This is a genomic window from Kosmotoga pacifica, from assembly GCF_001027025.1.
Lineage (GTDB): Bacteria > Thermotogota > Thermotogae > Petrotogales > Kosmotogaceae > Kosmotoga_B > Kosmotoga_B pacifica.
Genome location: NZ_CP011232.1, coordinates 1,496,820 through 1,519,960 on the forward strand (window position 1 = coordinate 1,496,820; position 23,141 = coordinate 1,519,960).

At 42.8% G+C, this 23,141-nt stretch carries 17 protein-coding genes; 8 read left to right on the top strand and 9 right to left on the bottom strand.

The features are described from left to right. Positions 1–6: 6 nt before the first annotated feature. Both IX53_RS06935 and IX53_RS06940 read left to right on the top strand, forming a co-directional pair. A complete protein-coding gene (locus tag IX53_RS06935; RefSeq protein ID WP_047754731.1) occupies positions 7–828 on the top strand; it encodes a fumarate hydratase in 822 nt (273 codons plus the stop codon). Beyond that, complete coding sequence (locus tag IX53_RS06940; protein WP_047754732.1) at positions 815–1,300, top strand: FumA C-terminus/TtdB family hydratase beta subunit; 486 nt, start codon at positions 815–817, stop codon at positions 1,298–1,300. The genes IX53_RS06935 and IX53_RS06940 overlap by 14 nt, the downstream gene beginning before the upstream one ends. A 171-nt stretch (positions 1,301–1,471) precedes the next feature. Here the strand turns inward: IX53_RS06940 and IX53_RS06945 are convergent, their stop codons facing one another. The 5 genes from IX53_RS06945 to IX53_RS06965 all read right to left on the bottom strand — a co-directional run bounded on the left by IX53_RS06945 (position 1,472) and on the right by IX53_RS06965 (position 7,155). Further along, positions 1,472–3,064 carry an alpha-glucosidase family protein gene (locus IX53_RS06945; protein WP_047754733.1) on the bottom strand — a complete coding sequence of 531 codons (1,593 nt, stop codon included), beginning with the start codon at positions 3,062–3,064 and terminating at the stop codon, positions 1,472–1,474. Between the two features lie 20 nt (positions 3,065–3,084). Next, entirely contained in the window at positions 3,085–3,915 is an 831-nt protein-coding gene (locus IX53_RS06950; RefSeq protein WP_047754734.1) for a carbohydrate ABC transporter permease, read from the bottom strand. 4 nt (positions 3,916–3,919) lie between these two features. Continuing rightward, positions 3,920–4,822, bottom strand: coding sequence for a carbohydrate ABC transporter permease (locus IX53_RS06955; RefSeq protein ID WP_047754735.1), 903 nt, complete (start codon positions 4,820–4,822; stop codon positions 3,920–3,922). Between the two features lie 68 nt (positions 4,823–4,890). Then, complete coding sequence (locus tag IX53_RS06960) at positions 4,891–6,129, bottom strand: ABC transporter substrate-binding protein (protein ID WP_047754736.1); 1,239 nt, start codon at positions 6,127–6,129, stop codon at positions 4,891–4,893. 42 nt (positions 6,130–6,171) lie between these two features. Next, on the bottom strand, positions 6,172–7,155 hold the full coding sequence (locus tag IX53_RS06965) for a LacI family DNA-binding transcriptional regulator (protein ID WP_047754737.1): 984 nt from the start codon (positions 7,153–7,155) through the stop codon (positions 6,172–6,174). A gap of 310 nt (positions 7,156–7,465) precedes the next feature. Between IX53_RS06965 and IX53_RS06970 the strand changes: the two genes are divergently transcribed. The 6 genes from IX53_RS06970 to IX53_RS06995 are packed head-to-tail and all read left to right on the top strand — an operon-like array spanning position 7,466 to position 15,222. Next, a complete protein-coding gene (locus IX53_RS06970; RefSeq protein WP_047754738.1) occupies positions 7,466–8,476 on the top strand; it encodes a LacI family DNA-binding transcriptional regulator in 1,011 nt (336 codons plus the stop codon). Next, entirely contained in the window at positions 8,454–10,289 is a 1,836-nt protein-coding gene (locus tag IX53_RS06975; protein WP_047754739.1) for an amylo-alpha-1,6-glucosidase, read from the top strand. Before IX53_RS06970 ends, IX53_RS06975 begins: the two co-directional genes overlap by 23 nt. Before the next feature lie 2 nt (positions 10,290–10,291). Beyond that, the gene (locus IX53_RS06980) at positions 10,292–11,506 is read left to right on the top strand and encodes an ABC transporter substrate-binding protein (RefSeq protein WP_047754740.1); all 1,215 of its coding nucleotides are present in this window, start codon (positions 10,292–10,294) and stop codon (positions 11,504–11,506) included. A 48-nt stretch (positions 11,507–11,554) separates the two neighbouring features. Next, a complete protein-coding gene (locus tag IX53_RS06985) occupies positions 11,555–12,727 on the top strand; it encodes a carbohydrate ABC transporter permease (RefSeq protein WP_047755519.1) in 1,173 nt (390 codons plus the stop codon). Positions 12,728–12,740: 13 nt separating this feature from the next. Next, the gene (locus IX53_RS06990; RefSeq protein ID WP_047754741.1) at positions 12,741–13,628 is read left to right on the top strand and encodes a carbohydrate ABC transporter permease; all 888 of its coding nucleotides are present in this window, start codon (positions 12,741–12,743) and stop codon (positions 13,626–13,628) included. 4 nt (positions 13,629–13,632) lie between these two features. Then, positions 13,633–15,222 carry a glucosidase family protein gene (locus IX53_RS06995; protein ID WP_047754742.1) on the top strand — a complete coding sequence of 530 codons (1,590 nt, stop codon included), beginning with the start codon at positions 13,633–13,635 and terminating at the stop codon, positions 15,220–15,222. On the opposite strand, the gene IX53_RS07000 is transcribed toward IX53_RS06995, so the two are convergent. The 4 genes from IX53_RS07000 to IX53_RS07015 form a co-directional block, all read right to left on the bottom strand. Further along, positions 15,217–15,669 (bottom strand): MarR family winged helix-turn-helix transcriptional regulator, encoded by a 453-nt coding sequence (locus tag IX53_RS07000; RefSeq protein WP_047754743.1) that lies wholly within the window; start codon positions 15,667–15,669, stop codon positions 15,217–15,219. The two genes, IX53_RS06995 and IX53_RS07000, sit on opposite strands and share 6 nt — an antisense overlap. Before the next feature lie 702 nt (positions 15,670–16,371). Next, positions 16,372–17,100: a PH domain-containing protein gene (locus tag IX53_RS07005; RefSeq protein ID WP_245612698.1), complete on the bottom strand. Its 729-nt coding sequence runs from the start codon at positions 17,098–17,100 to the stop codon at positions 16,372–16,374. Then, positions 17,090–20,005: a UvrD-helicase domain-containing protein gene (locus tag IX53_RS07010; protein WP_047754744.1), complete on the bottom strand. Its 2,916-nt coding sequence runs from the start codon at positions 20,003–20,005 to the stop codon at positions 17,090–17,092. Before IX53_RS07010 ends, IX53_RS07005 begins: the two co-directional genes overlap by 11 nt. Then, a complete protein-coding gene (locus tag IX53_RS07015; protein WP_053001235.1) occupies positions 19,995–23,135 on the bottom strand; it encodes a PD-(D/E)XK nuclease family protein in 3,141 nt (1,046 codons plus the stop codon). Before IX53_RS07015 ends, IX53_RS07010 begins: the two co-directional genes overlap by 11 nt. Positions 23,136–23,141 lie beyond the last annotated feature (6 nt).

The following is a 23,141-nucleotide window of genomic DNA, read 5'->3' on the forward strand; positions in this document are numbered from 1 at the left end:
GAAAAGATGCTAAGAGAATCGGAAATAAAGAATAAGCTCAAGCAAGCCATAAAAAGGGCTAACATTCTGATTAATAAAGATGTAGAGAAATATGTCATGAATTATGATGGCCCCTTCTCAGAAGTCATTTTTGAGAATATCGAAACTTCCAGAAATACGGGGCTCCCCTTATGTCAAGATACGGGGATACTTGAATTCTTCGTCTTCATGGGGCACGAGGTGAGCGTTGAAAAACCTGTGTGCGATATTCTGAATAGGGCAGTTAGAGAGGTTTATACCTCGGAACCCTATAGATGTTCTGTCGTTTCCGACCCGTTGTTTGGCAGAAACAACACAGGTGATAACACCCCTGTTATATGCCATGTTTTTCAGGTAACGGGGAAGGAACTGGAAATCCGGTTCATTGTTAAAGGTGGCGGGAGCGAAAACCTCAGTGCGCTGTTCATGATGCGTCCCTCAGCTGGCTCTGAAGAATTAAAAACGCTGGTTGTAGAGCATATCAGGAAACTGGGTGCTAACGCCTGCCCGCCGTTGAACATAGGCATCGGAATAGGAGGAACAGCTGAAAAGGCAACATTGTTATCAAAACTTGCCCTCACCAGACCTTTTGGTTTTCGAAATCCAGATGAAAGATACGCGGCTCTTGAAAAGGAGATACTTGAAAGTATCAACGACCTTAAGATAGGTTTTCAGGGACTGGGAAAAGGGATAACGGCGTACGCTGTGAACATCGAACAATACCCCACGCATATAGCTACATTGCCCGTTGCGCTAGCCGTTGATTGTTATTTGAGTCGAAGGGGGAGAATTATAATTGAAGATAACTGAGTTGAAAGCCGGGGAAGAAATCAGTTATTCCGGAGAACTGATTGTGATGCGAGATGCCGCGCAAAAAAAGATCGAAAGACTCCTATCTGAGGGTCTTTCCTTGCCGTTCTCCCTCGAAGGTAAAATAGTCTTTTATGCCGGCCCGGCCAAGGCTCCGGAGGGACTCGCAATTGGCGCCATCGGTCCGACGACCTCCTCTAGGATGGATATCTACCTCGAGATGCTCCTGAAGCTCGGGGTCATGGCTACCATTGGTAAGGGAAGAAGAGCAGAATTTGTGAAGGAATTATGTAAAAAATACTTCTCGGTGTATTTTGTGGCTCCAAGTGGTACAGCTGCGGCTCTTTCGAAAAGAGTCCTTTCGGCAGAGATGCTAGCTTTTACTGAGCTTGGTCCTGAAGCCGTTTACAAGTTAGTGGTTAAAGACTTCCCCTTGCTTGTAGCGATAGACAGTAGAGGAACTTCTATTTGAAATGTTCAGTGCTCTTAATAGGCTGGTTCATTACCTGAAGGTTGTGAAGATACACATTTTTGGAAAAATTCGATGATGCCAACTCTACTAAAGAGACCAAAGGCATTCTGAACAATAGTGTTGAATTGATAGACAAAAAATATAATAACAGCCTCCTTCTGGAGGCTGTTATTATTCAACTATGATCGCTTCAAAAGGCGCCAACTCTATTGGCAATGAGAGACTTTCTTTTCTATCATGTGTCCCAAAAACAGGTTTTAGTTCTCTACTTCCCGATAATCCGAGTCTGACTTTAACAGTTTCCGCGTTGAAGTTCAGTATCACGAGTTTTTCTTCCTCGCCGTAAGTTCTAAGGTATGCAAATACTTCAGGGTTATCAGTTTCTACGGCAATGTACTCCCCAAGCTTCAGCGCACTGGAGGATTTTCGTAATTTCAACAATTCTTTGTAATAGTTGAGTATGGATTTTGGGTCATTTTGTTCTTTTTCCACATTTACGATGTCTTTATCGGGATTAACCGGAAGCCAAGGTTCTGCTTCTGAAAACCCCGCGTATTCAGTATCGTTCCATTGCATTGGTGTTCTACAACCATCTCTTCCTTTGCGCTTTGGCCAGAGGTTTATTCCCTCTGGATCCTGGAGCTTTTCAAAGGGAATTTCACCCTCTCTCATACCGATTTCCTCACCCATATAGATGAAAGGAGTCCCCCTTAAAGTCAGGAGCATTGTAGCAAGCAACTTTGCACGGTCTTCTTCATGCTTGCCATCTGAGAACCTCGATATGAACCTTGGTGAATCGTGGTTGCCAAGGACATAACAGGGCCAGGCAGCATCTTCGAAGACTTTCTCGGTGAGTTCAACGACGTCTCTGAAACTTCTGGCACTGAATCCTCTAACATCTTTGAATTCAAAGTTGAATGCCAGGTTCAATCTACCAGGTTTTGTATACTCGAAGTACTGTATCACACCGAGATCTGTTGCAACTTCCCCGATCGTAACCCTATCTCCATAACTGTCTACGAGTTCCTGAAGTTCTTCGACGACGAGCAATGTTTCAGGTCTGTCTTTGGTAAAAATGTTGTAGTAATTTTCGAACTCGATTTCTGACTTTTTCTTCTTTGGGGGATTATTCCTTAATTTTGTATCTTTATAGTAAAGGTTCACGACGTCGAATCTGAACCCGTCGACACCTTTGTCGAGCCAGAACTTGACTACATTGAATAGCTCTTTTTTAACCTCCGGGTTACGCCAGTTCAGGTCCGGTTGTTCTTTTGTGAAAAGACAAAGGTAATATTGCTTTCTATTCTCGTCCCAGTTCCAGGCACTTCCGCCGAAGTACGATTGCCAATTGTTTGGTGGTGTGCCCCTCTCACCATCAACCCAGATATACCAGTCTGCTTTTGGGTTTGTCCGTGAAGACCTCGATTCTTTGAACCATGGATGCTGATCAGAAGTGTGGTTGATCACCATATCGAGGATGACTTTTATCCCTTTTTCATGGGCTTTTTGAAGAAGTTCATCGAAGTCTTCCATCGATCCAAAAACCGGATCGATATCGTAATAGTCAGAAACATCGTAGCCAAAATCTTTCATAGGAGATCTGTATATTGGAGACAACCAAATTGCATCAACTCCTAATTCTGCTATATAATCGAGCTTTGATGTTATTCCTTTTAAATCCCCTATTCCATCGCCGTTACTGTCTTTAAAACTCCGAGGATAAATCTGGTAAATCACGGCACTTTTCCACCAGTTAGTTTTCAATTCACAGTCTCTCCCTTCATTCAGTCCTTAATAGCGCCAGCTGTAAGCCCAGCAATTATCCATTTTTGTAAGACCAGTACCATTATGATCAGAGGCAAAGTAATCACAACCGCCGCTGCTGCTATCAACTGCCAGGAAGAAGTATATTGCCCTTGAAATAATGTTAAAGCGACGGGTACAGTGAATTTGTCAGCTGAGGTTATGAAAATCTTCGCAAACAGCAATTCATTCCACGCTCCTATGAAAGTCAGGATAGCAGCAGTGAAAACCCCTGGAGCGGCAAGAGGAGCTATTACCTTGGCGAATGTAGTGAAGGGCTTTGCACCATCAATCGCTGCGGCTTCCACCAGTTCATCTGGTATCTGGCGAAAGAAAGTGGTCAATATCCAGATGGTCAATGGCAAGGAAAAGGTCAGGTATGGCAACACCAATGAAAAGTATGTGTTAATCAGTTTGGCTTCTCTGAACATAATGTACAGTGGCGAAACTACAACTATCCCTGGAAACATTGATACTGAAAGTATTATTGAAAGAATAAGATTCTTGAATCTCATTCTGAATTTCGCAAGGGCATAAGCAGAAGTGGCACCTATTGCAAGACTGGCCAATGTGGTTATCAGAGCCACCATCAGTGAATTCCTAAGATTTCTTCCTAGTTTTTGCACCGTAAAAATTGACTGGTAATTTTCCCATTGTGGTTCTTTCACAATCCAATTTGGCGGCATTTTATAGAGTTCCATATCGCCTTTCAGAGACGAAATAAAGAGCCAGTAAAAGGGAAAGAACATATAGACAATGATTACTCCAACAGCTAGCAATAAAAGTATTTGACTGATCTTCTTTTTTCTCATCTCATCACTTCCTCGCAGAATAGGGGTTTGCCCCAAGAACTTTTATGAAGAAAAAGGCTATTAGCATCGTGAAAGCGAAAATGAGGATGGCTATAGCCGATCCTTTTCCAAAATTAAGTTGCTGGATCATTATCTTGTAGTTGTAAAGCGATAGAAGTTCGGTACTTGATGCTGGTCCTCCATTTGTGAGGACTAGAGAGATATCAAAAGCCTTAAACGAGTCCAATGTTCTGAAGATCAACGCCACCATTATTGTGGGCTTTAATAAAGGTAAGGTCACTGACCAGAATTGTCTCCATTTAGATGCACCGTCAACTCGCGCTGCTTCATATAGCTGTACAGGTATGACTTGAAGGCCGGCGAGTATAAGCAGTGCCATAAAAGGAGTTGTTTTCCAGACATCAGCCGCAACCATTGCCCAAAAAGCGTGCGGTTGCTTGCTTATGAAGTTCACATATTCTTTTATAAAACCGAGTTTCATAAAAATGTCGTTAATCACTCCAAACTGATCGGAGAACATCATTCTCCACATTTGAGCAGATGCAACTGTGGGAATTGCCCAAGGTACAAGGGTCGCGGCCCTGACAAAGCCTCTTCCTTTGAAATTCTTATTGATTACAAGGGCGATTAAAATGCCAAAAAATGTTTCTAACGCCACAGCAGTGACGGTAAAGCTAAACGTAACTTTGAATGAATTCCAGAACCTATCGTCTTGAAAAAGGGAAATATAATTATCGAAGCCTATAAATCGCATCAGTTTTGGAAATTTTAAATTGTACTTGAATAGTGATAAATAAAAAGTTCTCCCTATTGGAAAGAAATTAATGAGAATAATGGCAATTAGGGATGGTAGTGTAAAGATTATCCCGAGTCTCGTTTCGCGCCGTTCTCTTGAATACTTCTTCACAGGTGTTTAGCCTCCCTTCAATAAATCTGGCCCCATTTGGGGCCAGATTAAAAAGAAAGAGAAATTTCTCAATAGATTGCTTTTATCCTCTTAGCGAGATCTCTTGCAGCAGCAGAAGCGGACTTTTCACCCGTGAGAACGGCGTGGAATTCTTCCTGCATTGCATCGGTGATCTCAGCATACCAAGGAGTAACAGGCCTTGGAACAGCGTTGATCATGATTGGATAGTAATCTTTCAATGCTGGGTTGGCCTTAAGAGCTGCGGGATTGCTGTAAATAGATATTCTTGTTGGGGAAGTTCCAGCGATGATTGTTCTCATAAGCTGGGCAGGTTCAGAGGTCATGAATTTGACGAATTTGATAGCAGCCTCTTTTTCCTCGGGGGACGCGAAGTTGTTGATGAACAGATTCCAGCCACCGAGAGTTGCAGCTCCAGATTTTCCTCTAGGACCTCTGGGCATCGGGGCCATTCCGTATTTTCCTCTAACTGCTGATTGCGGGCTGTTCAGATTGAGAGGAGAGTTACAGTAAGGCCAATTTCTCATGAAGACAGCTTTCCCCTGCTGGAACGTTGTTCTCGCATCTTCTTCCATAAAGGAAAGAACGGATTCAGGGGCAATCTTGTATTTGTAGATCATATCATGCATGAACTGAAGAGCTTCGATGACTTCGGGCCTGTTTACAGTGATCTTCCCATTTTCATCAATTATGGCTCCACCATTACCGGCGATGTATTCCACTGCATCACAGACGAGACCTTCGTACTGAGCACCCTGGAATACGAACCCGTAGATACCTTCTTTTTCAGAAATATCTTTAGCAACCTTCACGAGCTCATCCCAGGTTTTGGGTACGTCGTAACCGTATTTTTCGAGCAAGTCTTTGCGGTAATAAAGGAGACCAGCGTCTGTGAACATGGGAACAGCGTAAAGCCTTCCTTCGTAGGTACAGGACTGAATTGTGCCAGGGAGGAAATCTTCAAGTTCATCTTTGGTGAAGTAGTCAGTGAGATCCATTGCCCAACCGGCAGCAGCGAACTCAGCTGGCCATATTACGTCGCCCATAAACACGGTGGGATTGGGATCCTCGGCACCGAGTCTGGTAACAAGGGCTGTGTGCTTGTCATCTGTGGACCAGGACTGGATGAGAAACTCGACTTCAATTTCATCCTGGGAAGCATTGAACAGCCGTGTGAGAATAGCTTCACTGCTGTTGGGGTTGTTGTCACCAAAATAAGTTATCTTAATTTTGGCGACAGCAAAGGTTGCCATAAGAACGACGAGCGTGAGTACCAGTAACTTCTTCACAACCTACACCTCCTATGATAAAGTTCCCCCCAAATGGAGAAATCAAGCAGATTTCCTTCTCAATATGCTGGGTTGGAACTTAACATGCCTTACGGGAAGTTCAGGGTTTTTTATCCGCTCCACAATCAATTTGGAAGCCATTTCTCCCATCTCTTCGATGGGCTGTTTTATCGTTGTTAGTTCGAGTCTTTCAGTCCATGTTTGATTGTCATAACCAACGATGAAAAAATCCTTTCCAGGGACTTTACCGAGAGTAGCCGCAGTTTCGAGAACATTCATTGCAAAATTATCAGTTGTTGCGAAGATACCCGGCCGCTCCACGGTTTTTAGTATTTGAATGATTCTTTCGTGTGGTCGGCCGTAAAAAAAATCTGCGTTAATCAATTGGTCAGTTTCGAAGGAGATGTCTTCTTCTTTTAGACGGTCCTTGAATCCTTCTAACCTTTTAATGATATTTTCATTGGAAAGCAGGGGGCTTGTTTCATCGTAATAGAGGGCATATAAGTTTCTTATGTTTCTCTCTAGGAGGGTTTCCGCAGCTAACACGCCACCATAATAATTGTCTAGAAAAACACAGTCGTGCTTATCTTCGCAGTCTTCCAGAATCAAAACAGGGAAATCAGGAGTCTTCTTAAACATTTTTTTGTATGTAAGCGTACACAGGATCACCCCATCAAATTCGTAGAAAAGGTTGCTGTTGAAAAGTCGGTTATATCTGTTTTGTGAAATTACAGGATAAATCACAGTCTGGTAATCTAATGCGTCAAGGGTCTTATCGATACTTTCAAGTAGTCTCCAGTGGAATTCCGTCCTGATTTCAGGCGTCAATACCAGAATGCTCATCGTCTTTCCACCAGCAAGTCTTCTAGCAGATACATTCGGTGTATAGCCAAGCTTTTTAATTGCATTCATAACCACTTTTCGTGTTTCTGGTTTGACGCTTCCTCCGTTTAACACTCTGGAAACGGTACCAACGCCCACACCACTCATTTTTGCAATGTCTTTTATCGTTATTCTTTTGCTCATAAAACCCTCCATTTTGGAACCGTTTCCATTATATTCACCAGTAACAATAAAAATAAATCGTGAAAGGCTCAATCATCCCCGATTTTCAGAGAATATTTACCGATAATCTAAAAATTCTCTTGCTTTTGTCCTTTTTTAACAATGCAAAATTCTTATTCCTTCAAAATTGGCTTTTATTTACTCCATATTACTTCTAATTCTATCTGATTCAATTTAATTCCAATACATTGAAGTAGAATCGAGAATTTGATATTGCTATAATGTAATCGATTACATTGTAATCGATTACATTGCATTAGGAAGTGATCTTGTGAAATTAAATATCGCGGTGGTTGCAAAAAAAGCGGGCGTTTCAACGGCAACGGTTTCGAGAGTGTTAAACAATTCACCTTCTGTTTCAAAAAGAACCAGAGAAAAAGTAATAAAAGTCATTGAAGAACTTGGCTATGTTCCAAACCATGTGGCGAGAAGTTTAAGGAGCAAGAAAACAGGACTCATAGCAACCATAATTCCTTACTCAACAGATTATGTGTTCAACTTTCCATATTTTTCCATATTTTTGAAAGAAACCACAAAAAGACTTTCTGAAGACGGATATCAACTACTATTGACGATAGAAGAACCAAATGGGAACCCGGTGGAAATTTACAGAACCTTTCTCGATAGGAGAATTGTGGATGCTTTTATTATTCTCGATCTAAGAGAAAAAGATGAACGTGTCGATTTTCTGAAAAAGCGTAAAGCAAAATTCGTTGTAGTGGGAAGAGCTATTGATGGTGAAGATGTTCCATACGTTGACACCGATAATATGGGCGGTGCCTTAAAAGCTGTTTCATATCTGCTGGATAAGGATCATAGAAGAATTCTCTTTCTCAATGGTCCTAAAAGTCACAGCGTTTCTATCTGGCGTGTCAGGGGATACGTAAATGCCTACCTTAAAAAAGGACTCGAACCGGATGACTCTCTCATATTGAATGGGGATTTTACGGAAAGCTCTGGCTATGAGATGGTTAAGAATTTCAATGGTGAATTCGATGCGATTTTCGCCTCTTCAGATCTGATGGCAATAGGAGCCCTCAAAGCTCTGAAAGAGCTGGAAAGAAAAATACCTGTTATTGGATTTGACGATATCCCGCAAGCTGCGATGGCCAGACCAGCTTTGACCACGGTAAGACAACCCATCGAAGAAGTTGGATATACCGTGGCAGACTCAATTGTGACCAGCCTTGAAAGAGGCGAAGATCCCAAGAAGGTTCTTGATGTGGAATTGATAATACGCGAATCATCGGAGGTAGATTATGAAGATAATCAAAAATGGTAATTTGATGATAGTGAGTAATGACGAAGGAATAATTGATTCCAGAAGGGATATCGCCGCGGGGCTTTATCTTGAAGATACGCGGTTTTGCTCGGCTTTCTATCTTGAAACAGACAGAGGTATGAAAAAACTTCAATCGAAATTTGGAAGTGATTTTATAATAAACCGGTATCTATTTCGCTCTTCTCCTCTTTCAAACCATTTTGATATCTTGCTTGAGGAAACTATGATTGTTTCCGGTAACAAGCTTCTATTGAAGCTCAGGTTGACTAACTATTCTAATGGAGACGTGGATATCAACCTGAAGTATGTAATGAAGAGTGGCTATGAGGACATATTCGTTGTAAGGGAGGTAAATGATTCCTACTTTGGCCTTTCGGAAAGAGGGACAACCTCTGAAATTCAGGAAGATAAAGGCCTTGAATATGAAGACGCTTCAGCTTTTTATAGGATTGAAAAGGAACTTCCTGAGGGGCATTTTGCCCTCGGTCCTAAACAGACCCTCAATCTCAAAGGGTATCTACATTTTTACAAAGTACTAAAAAGTAGCAATATTTTTAAAGATATGCTTGAAGACAGACCAATCAGATTTCCCTCCAGACCTATAGAGGAGCTAGCACCTCTGGTGAAACAATCCATTGGGGCTCTCAAGATGCTGATGATTCCAACTAGATATGGTGATTTCCCTGCTGCTGGCCTTCCGTGGTACGCTACTATTTTCGGTAGAGACAGCCTTATATTCGCCCTTCAAACCCTCGAAACTTTTCCTGAGACAGCCAGGACAGTGCTTGAGGTTCTTGGGATCTTTCAAGCGGTGAAGATCGATGACTTCAAAGATTCAGTTCCGGGGAAAATCATTCACGAAGTCAGGTTGAACTATCTTTCTCTGAGCAATCAGATACCCTTTGAACAGTATTACGGAACAATTGATGCCACGCTCCTTTACATTATTCTTGCAGGGAAATATCTTGAAGTAACTGGGGACACAAAAACCATCGAAAAGTTACTTCCTAACATCGAAGCCGCGGAGAGATGGATCTACGAATACGGAGATGCTGATGGTGATGGATATATTGAATATCGGCCGGTTTCTGAGCGCGGTCTACAAACCCAGGGATGGAAAGATTCCGGTGATTCGGTGAGCTTCAAAGAAGGGGAACTTGCCCATCCTCCCATCGCTTTTGTCGAAGTTCAGGGATATCTCTATCTGGCATACCATTATCTGAGTTTCATATACACAAAACTTGGAAAAACTGAAAGAGCCACCGAGTTACTCGAAAGAAGTAGAAACCTGAAAGAGAATTTCAACAAGGATTTCTGGATGGAATCTGAAGGGTATTTTGCCATTGCCCTCGACGGAAATAAGCGGAAGGTTGATTCCATAAGTTCAAATCCTGGACAGTGCCTATTTACGGGAATTATAGATGACGAAAAGGTCGAAGCGGTTGTGAGAAAGCTCATGTCCTCTGAACTCTTCAGTGGCTGGGGAATCCGAACACTCTCCATACACATGAAAAGATATAACCCATTTTCCTATCACAACGGTAGTGTATGGCCCCACGACAATTCAATTATAATCATGGGCTTACTTAAATACGGCTATACTACCGAGGCAAAGAAAATATCTATGGCACTGCTTGATGCAATGAAAAAGTTTGACGACAAGCTGCTTCCTGAACTCTTCAGTGGCCTTTCAAAGGAAGAGACAGGAGGAGATATTGTCGAGTATCCAACGAGCTGCTCACCACAACTTTGGTCTATTGGTACGATTTTCACCATAAACCAGGCCTTAAGGCCGGTGAAAAGGGAGGGGTAATTGTGAAAAAGCTGTTAGTTCTTCTGGTGGTGTTTGTTTTTACTGTTAGTGCGCTCGCTGTTGTGAACGTTCGAATCAGTGGTTGGCCAGGAAATCCCATTGAGGAAGGCGTTATCAAATCCATAGTTGAAAAGTTTAACGAAACGCATCCTGATATTCATGTAGAATGGGAACCCATTCCCGGGGATTTCAGGCAAATGATTATCACACAGTTCTCCGCAGGTACTGCACCGGATATATTCTATGTTGACACCTTCTGGTTCGAAGAAATGGCAAGGCAAAACATGCTTCTTCCCCTGGATCTTTATATCAAGAAGGACAACTTCGATATCGAAGATTTCTATCCTTCGCTCGTGGAAGCCTTTACTTACAGGGGGAGAATCTACGGCATTCCCAAGGATTTTTCTACCCTCGCTCTCTACTACAACAAGGAGATCTTTGATGAGTATGGTGTGGAATATCCGACAAGCGAAGACACGTGGTTTGATTTCCTTGACAAAGCTCTTCAGCTCAAGAGAAAAGGTTTTGAGACTCCTCTTGTCCTTGCTCCCGATTTCAACCGCTTAATACCCTTTGTTGTAGCAGCAAATGGAAGAGTGGTCAAAGAGGATCTTAATACTGGTTTGACTGAACCCAATTCGAGATTTGCCATTCAATTCTATCTTGACCTTGTAAACAAATACGGAGTGGCTCAGGAACCTGCGAACCTTGGTGCGGGATGGATTGGAGAAGCCTTTGGAAAAGAAGCTGTGGCTATGGCGATGACAGGGCCATGGACACTTGGTTACATCAGAGGACAATATCCGGATGTGGTGGAAAAAACCGGGATCGTTGAGATGCCTCATCTTATCAATCGTGCGACAATGGTTTATACTGTTTCATGGTCCATCAACAGGAACACAAGAAACAGAGACGCAGCCTGGGAAGTTGTTAAATTCTTGACTAAGGAAGGACAAAAAATGTTCGTCGAAGGAGCTGGCGTCCTCGCTTCGAGAAAGTCCATAGCTGCCATAGACACAGATCCCATGAAAAAGGCCTTCTATGATGGGGCTGCCTATGCTATACCATGGAGAATTCCAACTCCAAGTGGAATATTCAACAAAGCCAACGACCAGATCAACAGCAGGCTCAAAGACCTCTTTTATGGAAAAACAAGCTTTGAACAAGTGTTGAAAGAAATCGAAGACAATTACATGAGTTGGGTATCAGAGGAGTGAGTGACTTTTAATGGGTCGCGGAACTCCGCGACCCGCTTTTTTGAGGTGATGGGTGTGAGGTTTAGTTCGAAAACGAAAGAAGCTATCGCTGGTTATATCTTCGCAGCACCAATAATCATTTCGATTATGCTTTTCACAATTTATCCCGTTTTCGCGGGGCTTTATTATAGTTTTACCAATTACCAACCGACCGAAGCCCAGAAGTTCAAAATGCGTTTTATCCCCGAAGAGGCTATGATGTTTCATACCTCTGTCTTTCCAGATGAAGAGGATGTTTCCTATGAGGAAGTAGCGGAGTTTTTCAACCCTGTGGATTTCGTTCTCTACGATGTTGGGGTAAATCTGAACGAAAGGCAGATAGAAGCCGTTAAGAATTATCTTGATTCGGAGAGGCTCATAAAAGATTTTCTCGCTGGAAAGCTGAAGGAAGAAATGACTGTGGCGGAGTTTATGGAAAGGTACATGAAAGCAGAAAGTAATTTGTTTAAGAGATATATCCCCGATTTCATTGGTTTGAGTAATTTCAAAAAGATGGCCAAGGACCAGTATTTCTGGATTTCCTTGAAAAACGCTTTTGTATATTCGATAATCGTCGTTCCTGTTCAAACGCTTTTAGCCATTCTACTTGCTGTGGCCGCCAATATGAATATAAGGGGACGCGGTTTCTTCAAGGCAGTATTCTTTATTCCAGCGATTTCCTCTTCTGCAGCCATATCTATGATTTTCTGGCTCATATATTCGAAACCCGGTGTCCTGAACAGATTACTTGGATATCTCGGAATGCAACCAATTGATTGGTTGAATAATCCAAACACAGCCCTTGGAGCAATTATGGTGCTGAACGTCTGGACAACCGCTGGCTATTTCATGATAACCTTCCTTGCTGGCTTGCAGGGGATACCGAGGACTATCTATGAAGCTGCTGAAATAGATGGAGCAAAATTCTGGACGCGGTTCTGGAAGATCACTTTCCCACTCCTTCGCCCTCAGATTCTTTTCGTTTCAATCATGGGCATCATAGGCTGTATGCAGGTATTTGATCAGATATATTTCCTGATTAAGAACATGCGAAATATTACTATTTCCTACTACATCTACAAGAACGCCTTTGAATACCATAATATGGGTTATGCCTCGGCAATAGCCATGGTCCTGTTCCTTATTATACTGTTTATTACGACACTCCAGAGAAAGTTCATGAAAGAAGAAGCTTATTTCTAAAAAGGGTGATGGTATGAATAAAAAATGGAGAATCGGATTGATAGTTTCTTATATAATTTTGATAGCCTACGCCGCAATTTCTCTTTTTCCTTTCATTTGGTCGGGGCTTGTGTCCGTAACTCCGATGAAATACACAGATGAGGAGGGAATAGAACGCGGGGTAGACATCATGAAGTGGCCACCGGGGATCAAGCTCTTTGAATGGCCACCAAAGGTCTTTGATGCACCGAGTACTGTAGAAAACTATCTTCAGATCTTCCGAATAACCCCATACGCTCGTTGGATATTGAACACAGTTCTGTATGCGGTCTTCGTTACCGTAGGGCATCTGCTGTTCGATACCCTTGGTGGTTACGCCTTCGCAAGGCTCAGGTTCCCGTTGAGAAACTTCTGGTTTATCATGTTTCTCGCTACTTTGATGATTCCAGGCCATGTCACAATGATTCCCAATTACAACCTTATGGTCAAATTCGGATTTGTGAACACATATTACGGTCTTTTCCTGCCCAAGCTCACAGGAGTCTTTGGCTTATTCTTAATGAGACAGTTCTTTCTCAGCATCCCTCGAGAATTGGAAGAAGCCGCCAGAATGGATGGAGCTTCAATATTCAAGACCTATGTGAAAATCGTCCTCCCGATCTCCAAACCTGCGATAGCCGCTTTGGCGATTTATACCTTTGTGGGTACATGGAACGATTTTCTCTGGCCCTTACTAATGACTTCTGACAAGAACATGTACACCCTTACCGTTGGGTTGGATTTTTATAGAACAAGCTATTACACCTTCTGGCAATATATGATGGCTGCATCTATACTTATGACAATCCCGATGATAATAATCTTCTTGAGTTTCCAGAGATATTTCGTGGAAAGCAGCGTGTCCACAGGATTGAAGGGATGATATTTTGAACTCTACATTCTATGAGAGTGGCAGAAAAGTTTATTATTTTGGTCGGACAAATGGGAAGAACGAAGACATCGGCTGGCATGTGAGAGGTAAGATGGGTGGACTGTGGTTTGAAAATGTGCGTCTTTTTTCCTCCATTACTCTCTCTAGGGGGGATGATATACTCACACCGGATAAATTTACGAACAACATCCACCACAAAATTCTAGTGTTCGGTGAAACAGCTTTGAAATTCGTTGCTCATCCCCACGAGTCTACTTTCGCCATCTCGCTAGCAGACTACAAGCCTAACGACGCACTCAACTTTCAAGTCGACCCGACACCTACCTGGCTTGAAGAGGAGAAGCTCACCCCGGTTTTCGAGATAGTGAGAAGGCGAGCTGAAACGGTGATCATAGTGTCACTGAATGAGAAAAGAAAGTTCTTCATCCGGGCAAATACCCCGTCGGTAAAAATAAAAGACGATATTATAACGATTATCCCGCAATCAAATCCCTTAACCTGTACGATTTCCGGGGACTCAGTAACTCATGTTCCTTTTGATAGTGTAGTTGGAGTTAAAAAAGAGTATTACTCGAAGTTCTTGCCCGCAGATAAAGAAGACATTAAATTCTGGGCTCAATTGAATGCGCTGGACCTCTATTTTGAAAGGGAAGCCGGAGAAGGTTATGTCGCTGGATTACCGGAATTTCCGTGGTGGTTCGGTATTGATAGTGTCTATACCGGTCTTGGACTTCTGAGAACTTCTCAGATAGAACTTGTTAAAGCTTCAATAGAGAACCTGGCCAGGTTTGGGGATGGTCTTGCTCCTCATGAAGTAACGACAGCCGGACGAATCTATGCAAGAGCTAGAATAAATGAACTCCCCGCTTTTGCATACCTGGTCACACGTTATGTGGCGTTGACTGGAGAAGTTAGTTTTATGAAACTCGTAGATACCGCTTGTAAAAGGCTTCTCAGTTCGATAAATAAAGACGGATATCCAGTTGGCGAAGGGATTGTTGAAGTGCCGGGAACGGAAGCTTCAGCCATGCTGGATTCTGCAAGCTGGTTTTACAAACTCTTGTTTGAACTCGAGAGCAGCGGTCTGATTGATCATCTCGAGTGCAGATCGGAAACGAAACCCCTTCTCGAGAAACTCCATAAGAACTTCATAAAAGTGTGGGGTAATGAAGAACTTTTTTTCGATGCTATCTCTGGTGGTGAAAAATATTTCTTCGGCCACTTCATTCAGATTTATCCACTAGCACTGGAACTGGTCCCCAAAGAATATGGGAAGAGAGCCTTGGAAACGATGAAAGAAAGAGGTTTTTTTACTAATAATGGCATGATTCATACACTGCCTTTAGAGATGTTTGAAGCTGGAGAATATGGTCCTACCGATAAGAACTCAATCGTTTGGAGTTTGCCAACGGCCCTCGCTTTGAAAGCAGCAATAAATTATGGTGATACACAACTTGAAGCCCATATGAGAAGTTCCTTTGAGGAAGCTCTGAAGATCGGCATGCCGGGAGCGATTCCTGAAATCCTTCCTGATGGAGGTTGTACTGTACAGGCGTGGAACGCTTTCTTAGTGGATGTGCTATGATCCATTCTCACTAACAAAAAGTCTAGTAAGTCTTGCGAAAGCGTCTCCAACAACCTCTATGTCTTCTTTCGGGACTTTGTTGAGAAAGTCGGCAACGATCTTGCCAAAGCTGTTTACGATATCATCGCAGAGCTTTTTCCCTTTTTTCGTTATATGAACAAACACGACCCTGCGGTCTTCGCGAGAACGTTCCCTTCGTAGGTATCCAAGTTTCTCCATATTATCCACCAGTATCGTTGTGTTGCCTCGTGTCATATTGAAAGCTTCTGCGAGTTCGTGCATCTTTTTTGGTCCTTTGAAGTGCACAAGAAGCATTATGAAAAACTCAACGGTTTTTAGTTCCCCTATCTCCACCTGTTCAGAGAAATATCTGGTGAATACCCTCGTTATATCAAACAGCGTTTCGAATATTTCTTTTGGGCTCATTATCTTTTCTGGTTTATCCATAGTCATCTCCACTTTCCAGGATTTTTATTAAATGATAACACGAAGCTGGTTGAGGTTCGAGATCCGTTGGCCGTCCTTCGTTTTCCGTAAGATCAAAAAGCGATGTTAGGTGTTGGAGACTGGGGATTTGATTCGAGACCCGAGAGTCCGAGAAAAACTGTTGTGGGTGGTAGGTTGTGGGTTGTGTGTGATAACCGAGAACCCGAGAGTCGTTTACCGTTGATCGTCTTCCGTTGGCCGATAAGAACCTATTCTTGGAAGGGGTGGGTTTGGGATATGGGGTCTGGGGTGTAGAACGAACAACCTACAACCAACCACCGACAATGGTTTCTTACATCCGCCGAAGGCGCAAATCCGTTCCATAGGAACGCATAGCCACGAGGAGTCGTTTGTCGTTTACCGTCTTCCGTTGGTCGACAAGAACCTTCTTGGGAAGAGCGGGTGTGGGGTCTGGGGTCTGGGGTGTAGAGAAAAACAGAGAGCCGAGATCCGAGAGTCCGCGCGATGTGCTGACTTCGTCAGGATATGCACACTGTGTGTGGGTTGCGTGCTTTCAGCACGGATGTGCGGCTCAATGAGCCGGTTTATAACAAGGTTCTTTCCGCCGAAGGCGCAAATCCGTTCCACAGGAACGCATAGCCACTTCGAAGAAGTGCTAATCCCTGGCGTAGCCAGGCGCATCCGACATAGCGGCTTCCAGTGTCAACCCTGTTTTGTCAGAATTTTCTTGACCTCTTCCATGATTTTCTTTGGAGAGGAGACGCCATAAATGCAGTTTTTGGGATCGGCTACGAACTCTTTTTGTGTGGCGACGCTTCCCATAACCCCACCAACGTTGGTTCCAGAACCACCCACACCACCTGTAACACCGCCAAATACACCAGCATCACCGGTGCCCATGCCGGAGGAAGTGACAGGGATTATATGTCCCACTCCAAAGATTATTTCAAGGAAATTCCTCTTCAAAAGCACATTTGTTATGTGTCTATTAACGATGAGCTGATTGTTAGCGCCGAAGAGCCCTGTTGTAATTTCTATACCTGAGTCTGAGATCTTGTATTTTATGGTAAGCCTGTAGAGCTCGATGAAAATCAAAGCAAGAATTGATACGGCTATAAATGCCAGATAGGGACCGTTCTTCACATAATAGTCGTAGTTCTCTTCTTTAAACACAAACTTGCTCCCCCATCCCAGGAGATTCAGTGCAAGTGGCCAGAAAAACCAGCTGAATTTTCTGCGTTTGAACGCTAGGATAAGACCCGGAATAACAGTCAATCCCCCCCACATGATAAGGTAAATGAGGTAGTCATTTTCTGGAAGCTGAGACAGGTCTTTCCAGAAGAGCATCACAGTCCCAGCGATGAGGTAATACGGATAGATAATGTACCTTAAAACAAAAGCCCTTCTTGTAGGTCTTATCTTAATTTCCATTCACAATCCCTCCAAAACGTTTTATTTTCTCTAATAGTTCACTTTCAAAACTATCGTTAAGAGTGATAGGTTCGGAAACGCTTCCATCTTTCAGATAGAAAAGCCTGGCTGTTTTCGATTTGAAGAGTTCTCTGGTTATATACAGGTAGAACTTCATCTGGAATTCATATTTTTCTTTCAGCTTTTCATCAGGATAGGCGAATTTGAAATCAACTATTTTCCAACCATCTTCCGTCAGATAGATTTTATCAAGGATTCCAAGGAGAATATATGAGTTGAATTTTTTCTGTATTTTGAGCTCGCTGTGGACCTTCTCCGCCCTCTCGATCTCTCTAATAAGAGGGTGGTCCGTCAGCTTCTTGAGAACCCTTCGCACACTCTCTTCTTCCTCCTGAGTGAAACGTGTTCTGTCAACAAAGCCCACTCTTCCGCCGCTGACAAGGCTTTCGAGGGTTATCCTGCCAAGCTTTCCGCGAAGTCCCACAGCTTCAAGATAAGCGTGGGCAAGGGTGCCCAGTTCTCTAGGATTTCTAGTCAGGTTCACTTCACCGGCTTCAGGTTCGATGGAGACTTCGAATTCCTGAGTGAGAAGGCTTGGTGAGATGTACTCGATGCGATCTACAGATGTGAAATCCCTTATGATGTGAATCTCAGGGATTTCTTCCGTGGCTTTCACTTCCTCTTCCAACCTGTATTTTACACCCTTCCCTGGTGAAACTACCTCGACGATGTCTTCGAGCTCCGGTACAATGTCACCATTATCAAGGTTGAAAAGCGTTCCGGAAAGCATCTGAGACCATGGTCGTATACCACTCGGTTTGCCGTTCAGACTGATCACAAGTAGATCTCGGGGTCTGCTGAAGGCCACATACAGTGTTCTCTTTTCCTCTTCGTATATCTTTTCAAGTTCATCACGATAAAGCCTCGCCTGAAGGGTTTCATCATCGTCGGGTGGCTTTTTCTCGATGAGAAGGTATTTATCCTTGTCGAAGAAGATGCCGGGGAAATGATTGTTGGACGTTTTTTCTTTCCAGAAGGTATCGGCTACGATAACCACGGGAAACTCTAGACCTTTCGATTTGTGAACGGTCAATAATTTTACACTGTTGGACTCTTCAGTTTCAAGGCTAACTTCCGTTTCTTCTGCAGAATCGACAAAAGCTTTTATAGTGGCTGATAGTTCTCTCAGACTGGTCCCAATGTTGTCAAGTTCTTTCGCGATATCGAGCATCTTCTTCACATTACCGATCATCCGTTCTGCGCCCTTAAGGGTTGCCAGCTTAGAAAGATAGTTTGTGCTGCTAACGAAATCTTCCAGCAATTCACTGGGAGAAAGCAGATGTTTGAGTCTTGCGTGTTTTTGAAAGAGTTCGGCTATTTTTTTGAATTTTTCATCATTTGTATTCATGAGGGCCTCATAAAAACTTCTTCCCGCAACCCTCAACTTTAAGATCTCATCAAGGTTTGCACCAAAAGCCGGAGAAAGCAAAAACCGTGTGAAAGCTTTGTCATCGAGGGGATCTACCACTATATCGAGCCACGCAAGAGGACCTGCAACTTCCGGTCTGTTGTAAAATTCTTTGCTACCAACAGTGTAATACGGTATTCCAAGCTCCTCCAGGGCCTCTTCGTAATGTGTTACCTTTGTAAACTGTCTGAGCAGGATAGCTATATCCCGAGGTTCTACCTTTCTCCGCTCTATACTTCCATCCTTTTTTCTAAAGGTTAATTCTTCATGGAGGAGTTTCGAAATATACATCGCTATCTCTTTGGAATCATCCGCCTTTTCGCTATAGAGGATACGTACCCTCGATTCTTTTGACTCTGAATCATATGGAAGTGCCTTTATGGGTTTTTCATAGTAAGCCTTATAATACTTTCCTGAAAAGTCATTTGTCATAATTCGCTGGAATAGTCTGTTCTGAAACTCAACTATATCGGGATGTGAACGTCTGTTTGTATCCAGTTCCTCTACTAGTTTACCTGTGGAAAGGAATTCATTCCTCGTTCTGTTGAAAACAGTAACGTCTGCTCCTCTGAATCTGTAGATGGATTGTTTTGCATCTCCAACGAAGAAAATATAGTTCTCTCCTTCTTCATGAAGTAAGTCCATTATTTCTTTTTGTAGTTCATCGGTATCCTGGAATTCGTCCACCAGGATGTATTTGAATCTGCTGGAATACTTCTGCTTTATTGAAGGGTAGTTCTGAAGCAGTTCTTTTGTTTTTATTAGAAGGTTGTCAAAGTCAATGTAGTTTCCACCCCTGCACTCTTCATTGTAGAGCTCCGTTATCTTTTTGAAATGCTCTTCGAGTAAAGCAGTGGCGATAAGGGTTTTTCTGCCTTTCTCACCTATTTCATACTCTTCAAGAAATTTTGAGATGGTCGTGGAAACTTTCAACTTGTTCCGCTCACTCCCCAGCATTCTTTTGAGCAATTTGAACGTAGCATCAATGCCTGCAAGCTCGATTACCGGCTCCAACTCGTCCATATGTTCGAGAAAATAACTTCTGACAACGGCATTTTCTAAAGTTACCCGTCTTATGCCGCTGAGAATCTGAAAACCGGGATCAATCCCGAGGTAAGTAGCACTCTCCCGAAGTATCCTTTCACAGAATGAATGTATGGTAGAAATCCAGGCGTTCGTCATTCTTGCCCTCAGAGAAAGCCAATTCCCCGGGGCATTTCGAATGATTCTCTCATCTATGGATTTCATAACTCTTTCTTTCATCTCTTTCGCGGCTTTTCGTGTGAAGGTGATCGCGACAACATTATGAACATCGAGTTTTTCACCGAGTTTGAAGGCCCTTTCAAATATTGTTATATAGTGGCTTACAAGTCGGTATGTCTTTCCTGTACCTGCCGAAGCGGAAATGAAAATATCCCTGTTGACATCAATATTCATAATCGTTGCCTCCGTTAGATTTTCTCCACAAAAGAACAGGGCACACTCTTGCACTTTTTGAGAAGTAACAGTTAAAGCATGCACCACCGTTGGTAATGATCTCCGGTTTAAAAATTCCCGAGAATAATGCACCCGTAATACGGGTTATCCAGTCTTTTATCTCTTTGCTGCTCACACTGCTACGTCCGAACTTCCAGATCTCACCTTCCAGATCGTCTTCTTCTGGAATCACAATGAAGCTGTTTTTAGAGGCGCTATCACCCCTCAATGGCCTGAAAGTTCCTCCTTCAACTGTGTAACCTTTGTTCTCAAAGAGCTTTTTAGCTGCTATGGTATAGAGAATCAGCTGTTCTTTATCACCGCTGTTTCCCCCTCTTTTATAGTCGATAATATACATGGTCTTCGATTCCTCGTTGATGTCTATTCGGTCGATCTTACCTCTTAGATATATTCCGCTGATAATTTCAACTTCATTTCCTTTACTACCGAAGGAAATCTCAAAGAATGTGGGAACATAGTCACGTTTCAACTTCGGAGGTTTTTTTGCCTCTTTTTCATAGAGGTATTTTTCTAGTACCTCTTTGAGTCTTTGATGTTCAAAGCGGAAAACCAGCTCTTTATCAGTTTTTATTCTGATCTTCAACTGATTTGAGATAAGCTTATCGAGATCGTGTTCTTTGCCTTCAAAGTATTCCTTCAGAACAGCGTGGTACAGATTTCCCTCGTCGAGGGGGGAGAGTTCGAAAAGGTGCTCTTCCTCTGTCGAAAGCTTGAGAATATAACTAAGGAAGAACTTGAAGGAGCATTTATTGTAGGTAGAAAGCCTTGAATAACTGAATGTTCTTCCCACGAGTTTTTCAATTATCTCAACATTGGACACCTTCCAGTCAAAGGGGCGATGGAAAAACATAAGATCCTGTTCGAGTTCTTCTAATGGAAAGCCATCTGGTAAATTTTCAGACAATTTATTCCTGACCTTATCCCAAAGAGGGGTAGTAAAGTATTGGGCAGAAGCTACCTTTAGCTCCTCACTGCTCATTACTTGTGAGAGTTCTGGAATTATGCCTTCCTTCTTTCCAAAAGCTCGTCCATAACTTATAGGGCTCGCGAGAGAACTTGAAAGGACTTCTTTCATATACGGGGAAGGTAGGAGAGGTTCACCGTCGATGGTAGATTCGGGATACGTAAAGTATAGCAATTCAGTAGTCCGGTTAACGGCAAGGAAGAAATTCAGTCTCTGTTGTTTCTCTTTTGTGAGGAGGAGATCCTTTGGTCGGTTCTCGCTGTACTGAGTGAAACTATATAGGGGATTCAATTTTATCGATGGATAAGAACCATCTTTAAAACCGGCGAAGAATTTGATTTTTTTCTTCGAGAACCTCGCGTTCAACAAAGTCTGGATTTCAACGCGATTTGAAAAGTTTTGCCATTCTTTGAAAGACTCGTTTTTCAGTCTCATCGAGAGATATTTATAATACTCAGATGGGTTGAGCCTTTCCTTCCCCACATAAATGAGTAATTTTTCGAGGTCCGGTATGACTCTATTGAAGAACACATCAAGGGCACGCAGTTCTCTCGTGTTTCCAGTTTCTTTGTATCTGCCGGTTAGATTCAGCTTTTTATCCCAGTTCCTGAAGTAATCGCCGTACAGCCTGCAATCCCTTTTTCTAACGCTTTTGAAAGGTTCCAGTACCTTAAAAATCTCCTTGATTGCGGGAACAATTTCGGTATCCAGTTTCTCGAGCACCATCTCATACGGTTCTTTTTCTGATTCCAAAAACTCTTCGTCTCCGTGTGCCTCGATGCTTCTGAGCTTGTCAAGCAAGTATCCCCTATATTTTTGAAGTTCCGCTGTCCATCTTTCCAGGCGTTTTTTGTAACTTTCGCGCCTGAAATCATAATAAAGCCTGGAATCTACCATTACTGATTCGAAAAGCTTTGTGTCCAGCTCGAGACCGCCGTAGCCGAAGTCCGCCATTGCCATGAGCTTCTCCGGGCGGTAACCGCTCACAGCAGCTTCCAGTGGCAGCAATAACATTCTTACAGCGAGGGATTCTTGCAGTGGCGTATCGCCTTCGCTCCTGAAGGGTACAGTGTATTCTTCAAGTTTTTTTGAGAGCAGTTTATCATATTCATTAAAGTCTTCTGTGACGATGGCAATATCTCCCGGTTCATATCCTCTTTCTATGAGAGTCTTTACCTCTTTGGCTATGAACTCAACCTCGCTGAACACATCGGAAGTGGCTACTACCTTCACATTTTCACAGGGCTTTTCTGATTTTGGCTTTGCGAAAAAGTTTTCGAAAAAGCTTGATAATTTACTGGGAAAGTGAGAATTATCCAGATATATCCTGCTCTCTGAAATCGGCTGGCCGGAAAGGTCCTGCTGTCTTTTTATCAAATCATCAGCAAATTTAAAAATACTTTCGGTTTCACTGAAGAGGTCCTTTCTTCTTTCATCCTCAGTCACCGTAATGTACACCTTTTTGAACGAAAGAGATACCACTGAGAGGAAAGTACGAAGGGCCGGTGTGAAATCGTGAAATCCGTCGAGTATTAGCACTTCCCCAAACTCCCCGAATTCTATCTCGTCGACGAATTCTGGGGCATTCAGGTAAGCATCAAAGGTATCGTATAAATCTTCAAGCATCTTTTCGGAAAACTTGTCAAATACTTTCTGTAAGAAAAGCGCTGTTTCGTCATCCTGGGAAAATAGTTTGTCAAACCCTCCGTTTTCCTTTACATCATGAATCATGTCGATAATATACTCCACAAAAACTGGGGAACCGGACAACTCCTTTTTATCCAGTTCTTCGAGGACCTCGCTTATGAGGAGCCTTGCCACGTGGTTATCTATGTGCAGCATTTCCGGTCTGAAACGTCTCATCACTTCTACGGCAAAGTGATCAACGGGAAGGAACCTTGACGAAATTACCGTGCCAAGCTTGTCGAGAAGTTCTTCTCTTATTGTCTTTGTGTAAGCACCTGTCGGGCCTACGAAAAGATATGAAAAGGGGTCCTGTGCATGGAGTTCTTTGATTATCTCCTTTATCTTCCGTGTTTTTCCCGAACTTGAAGACCCAATGATGAATACAAGTTCCATTGCTTTCACCTCAATCAATTTTATCATCGAAAG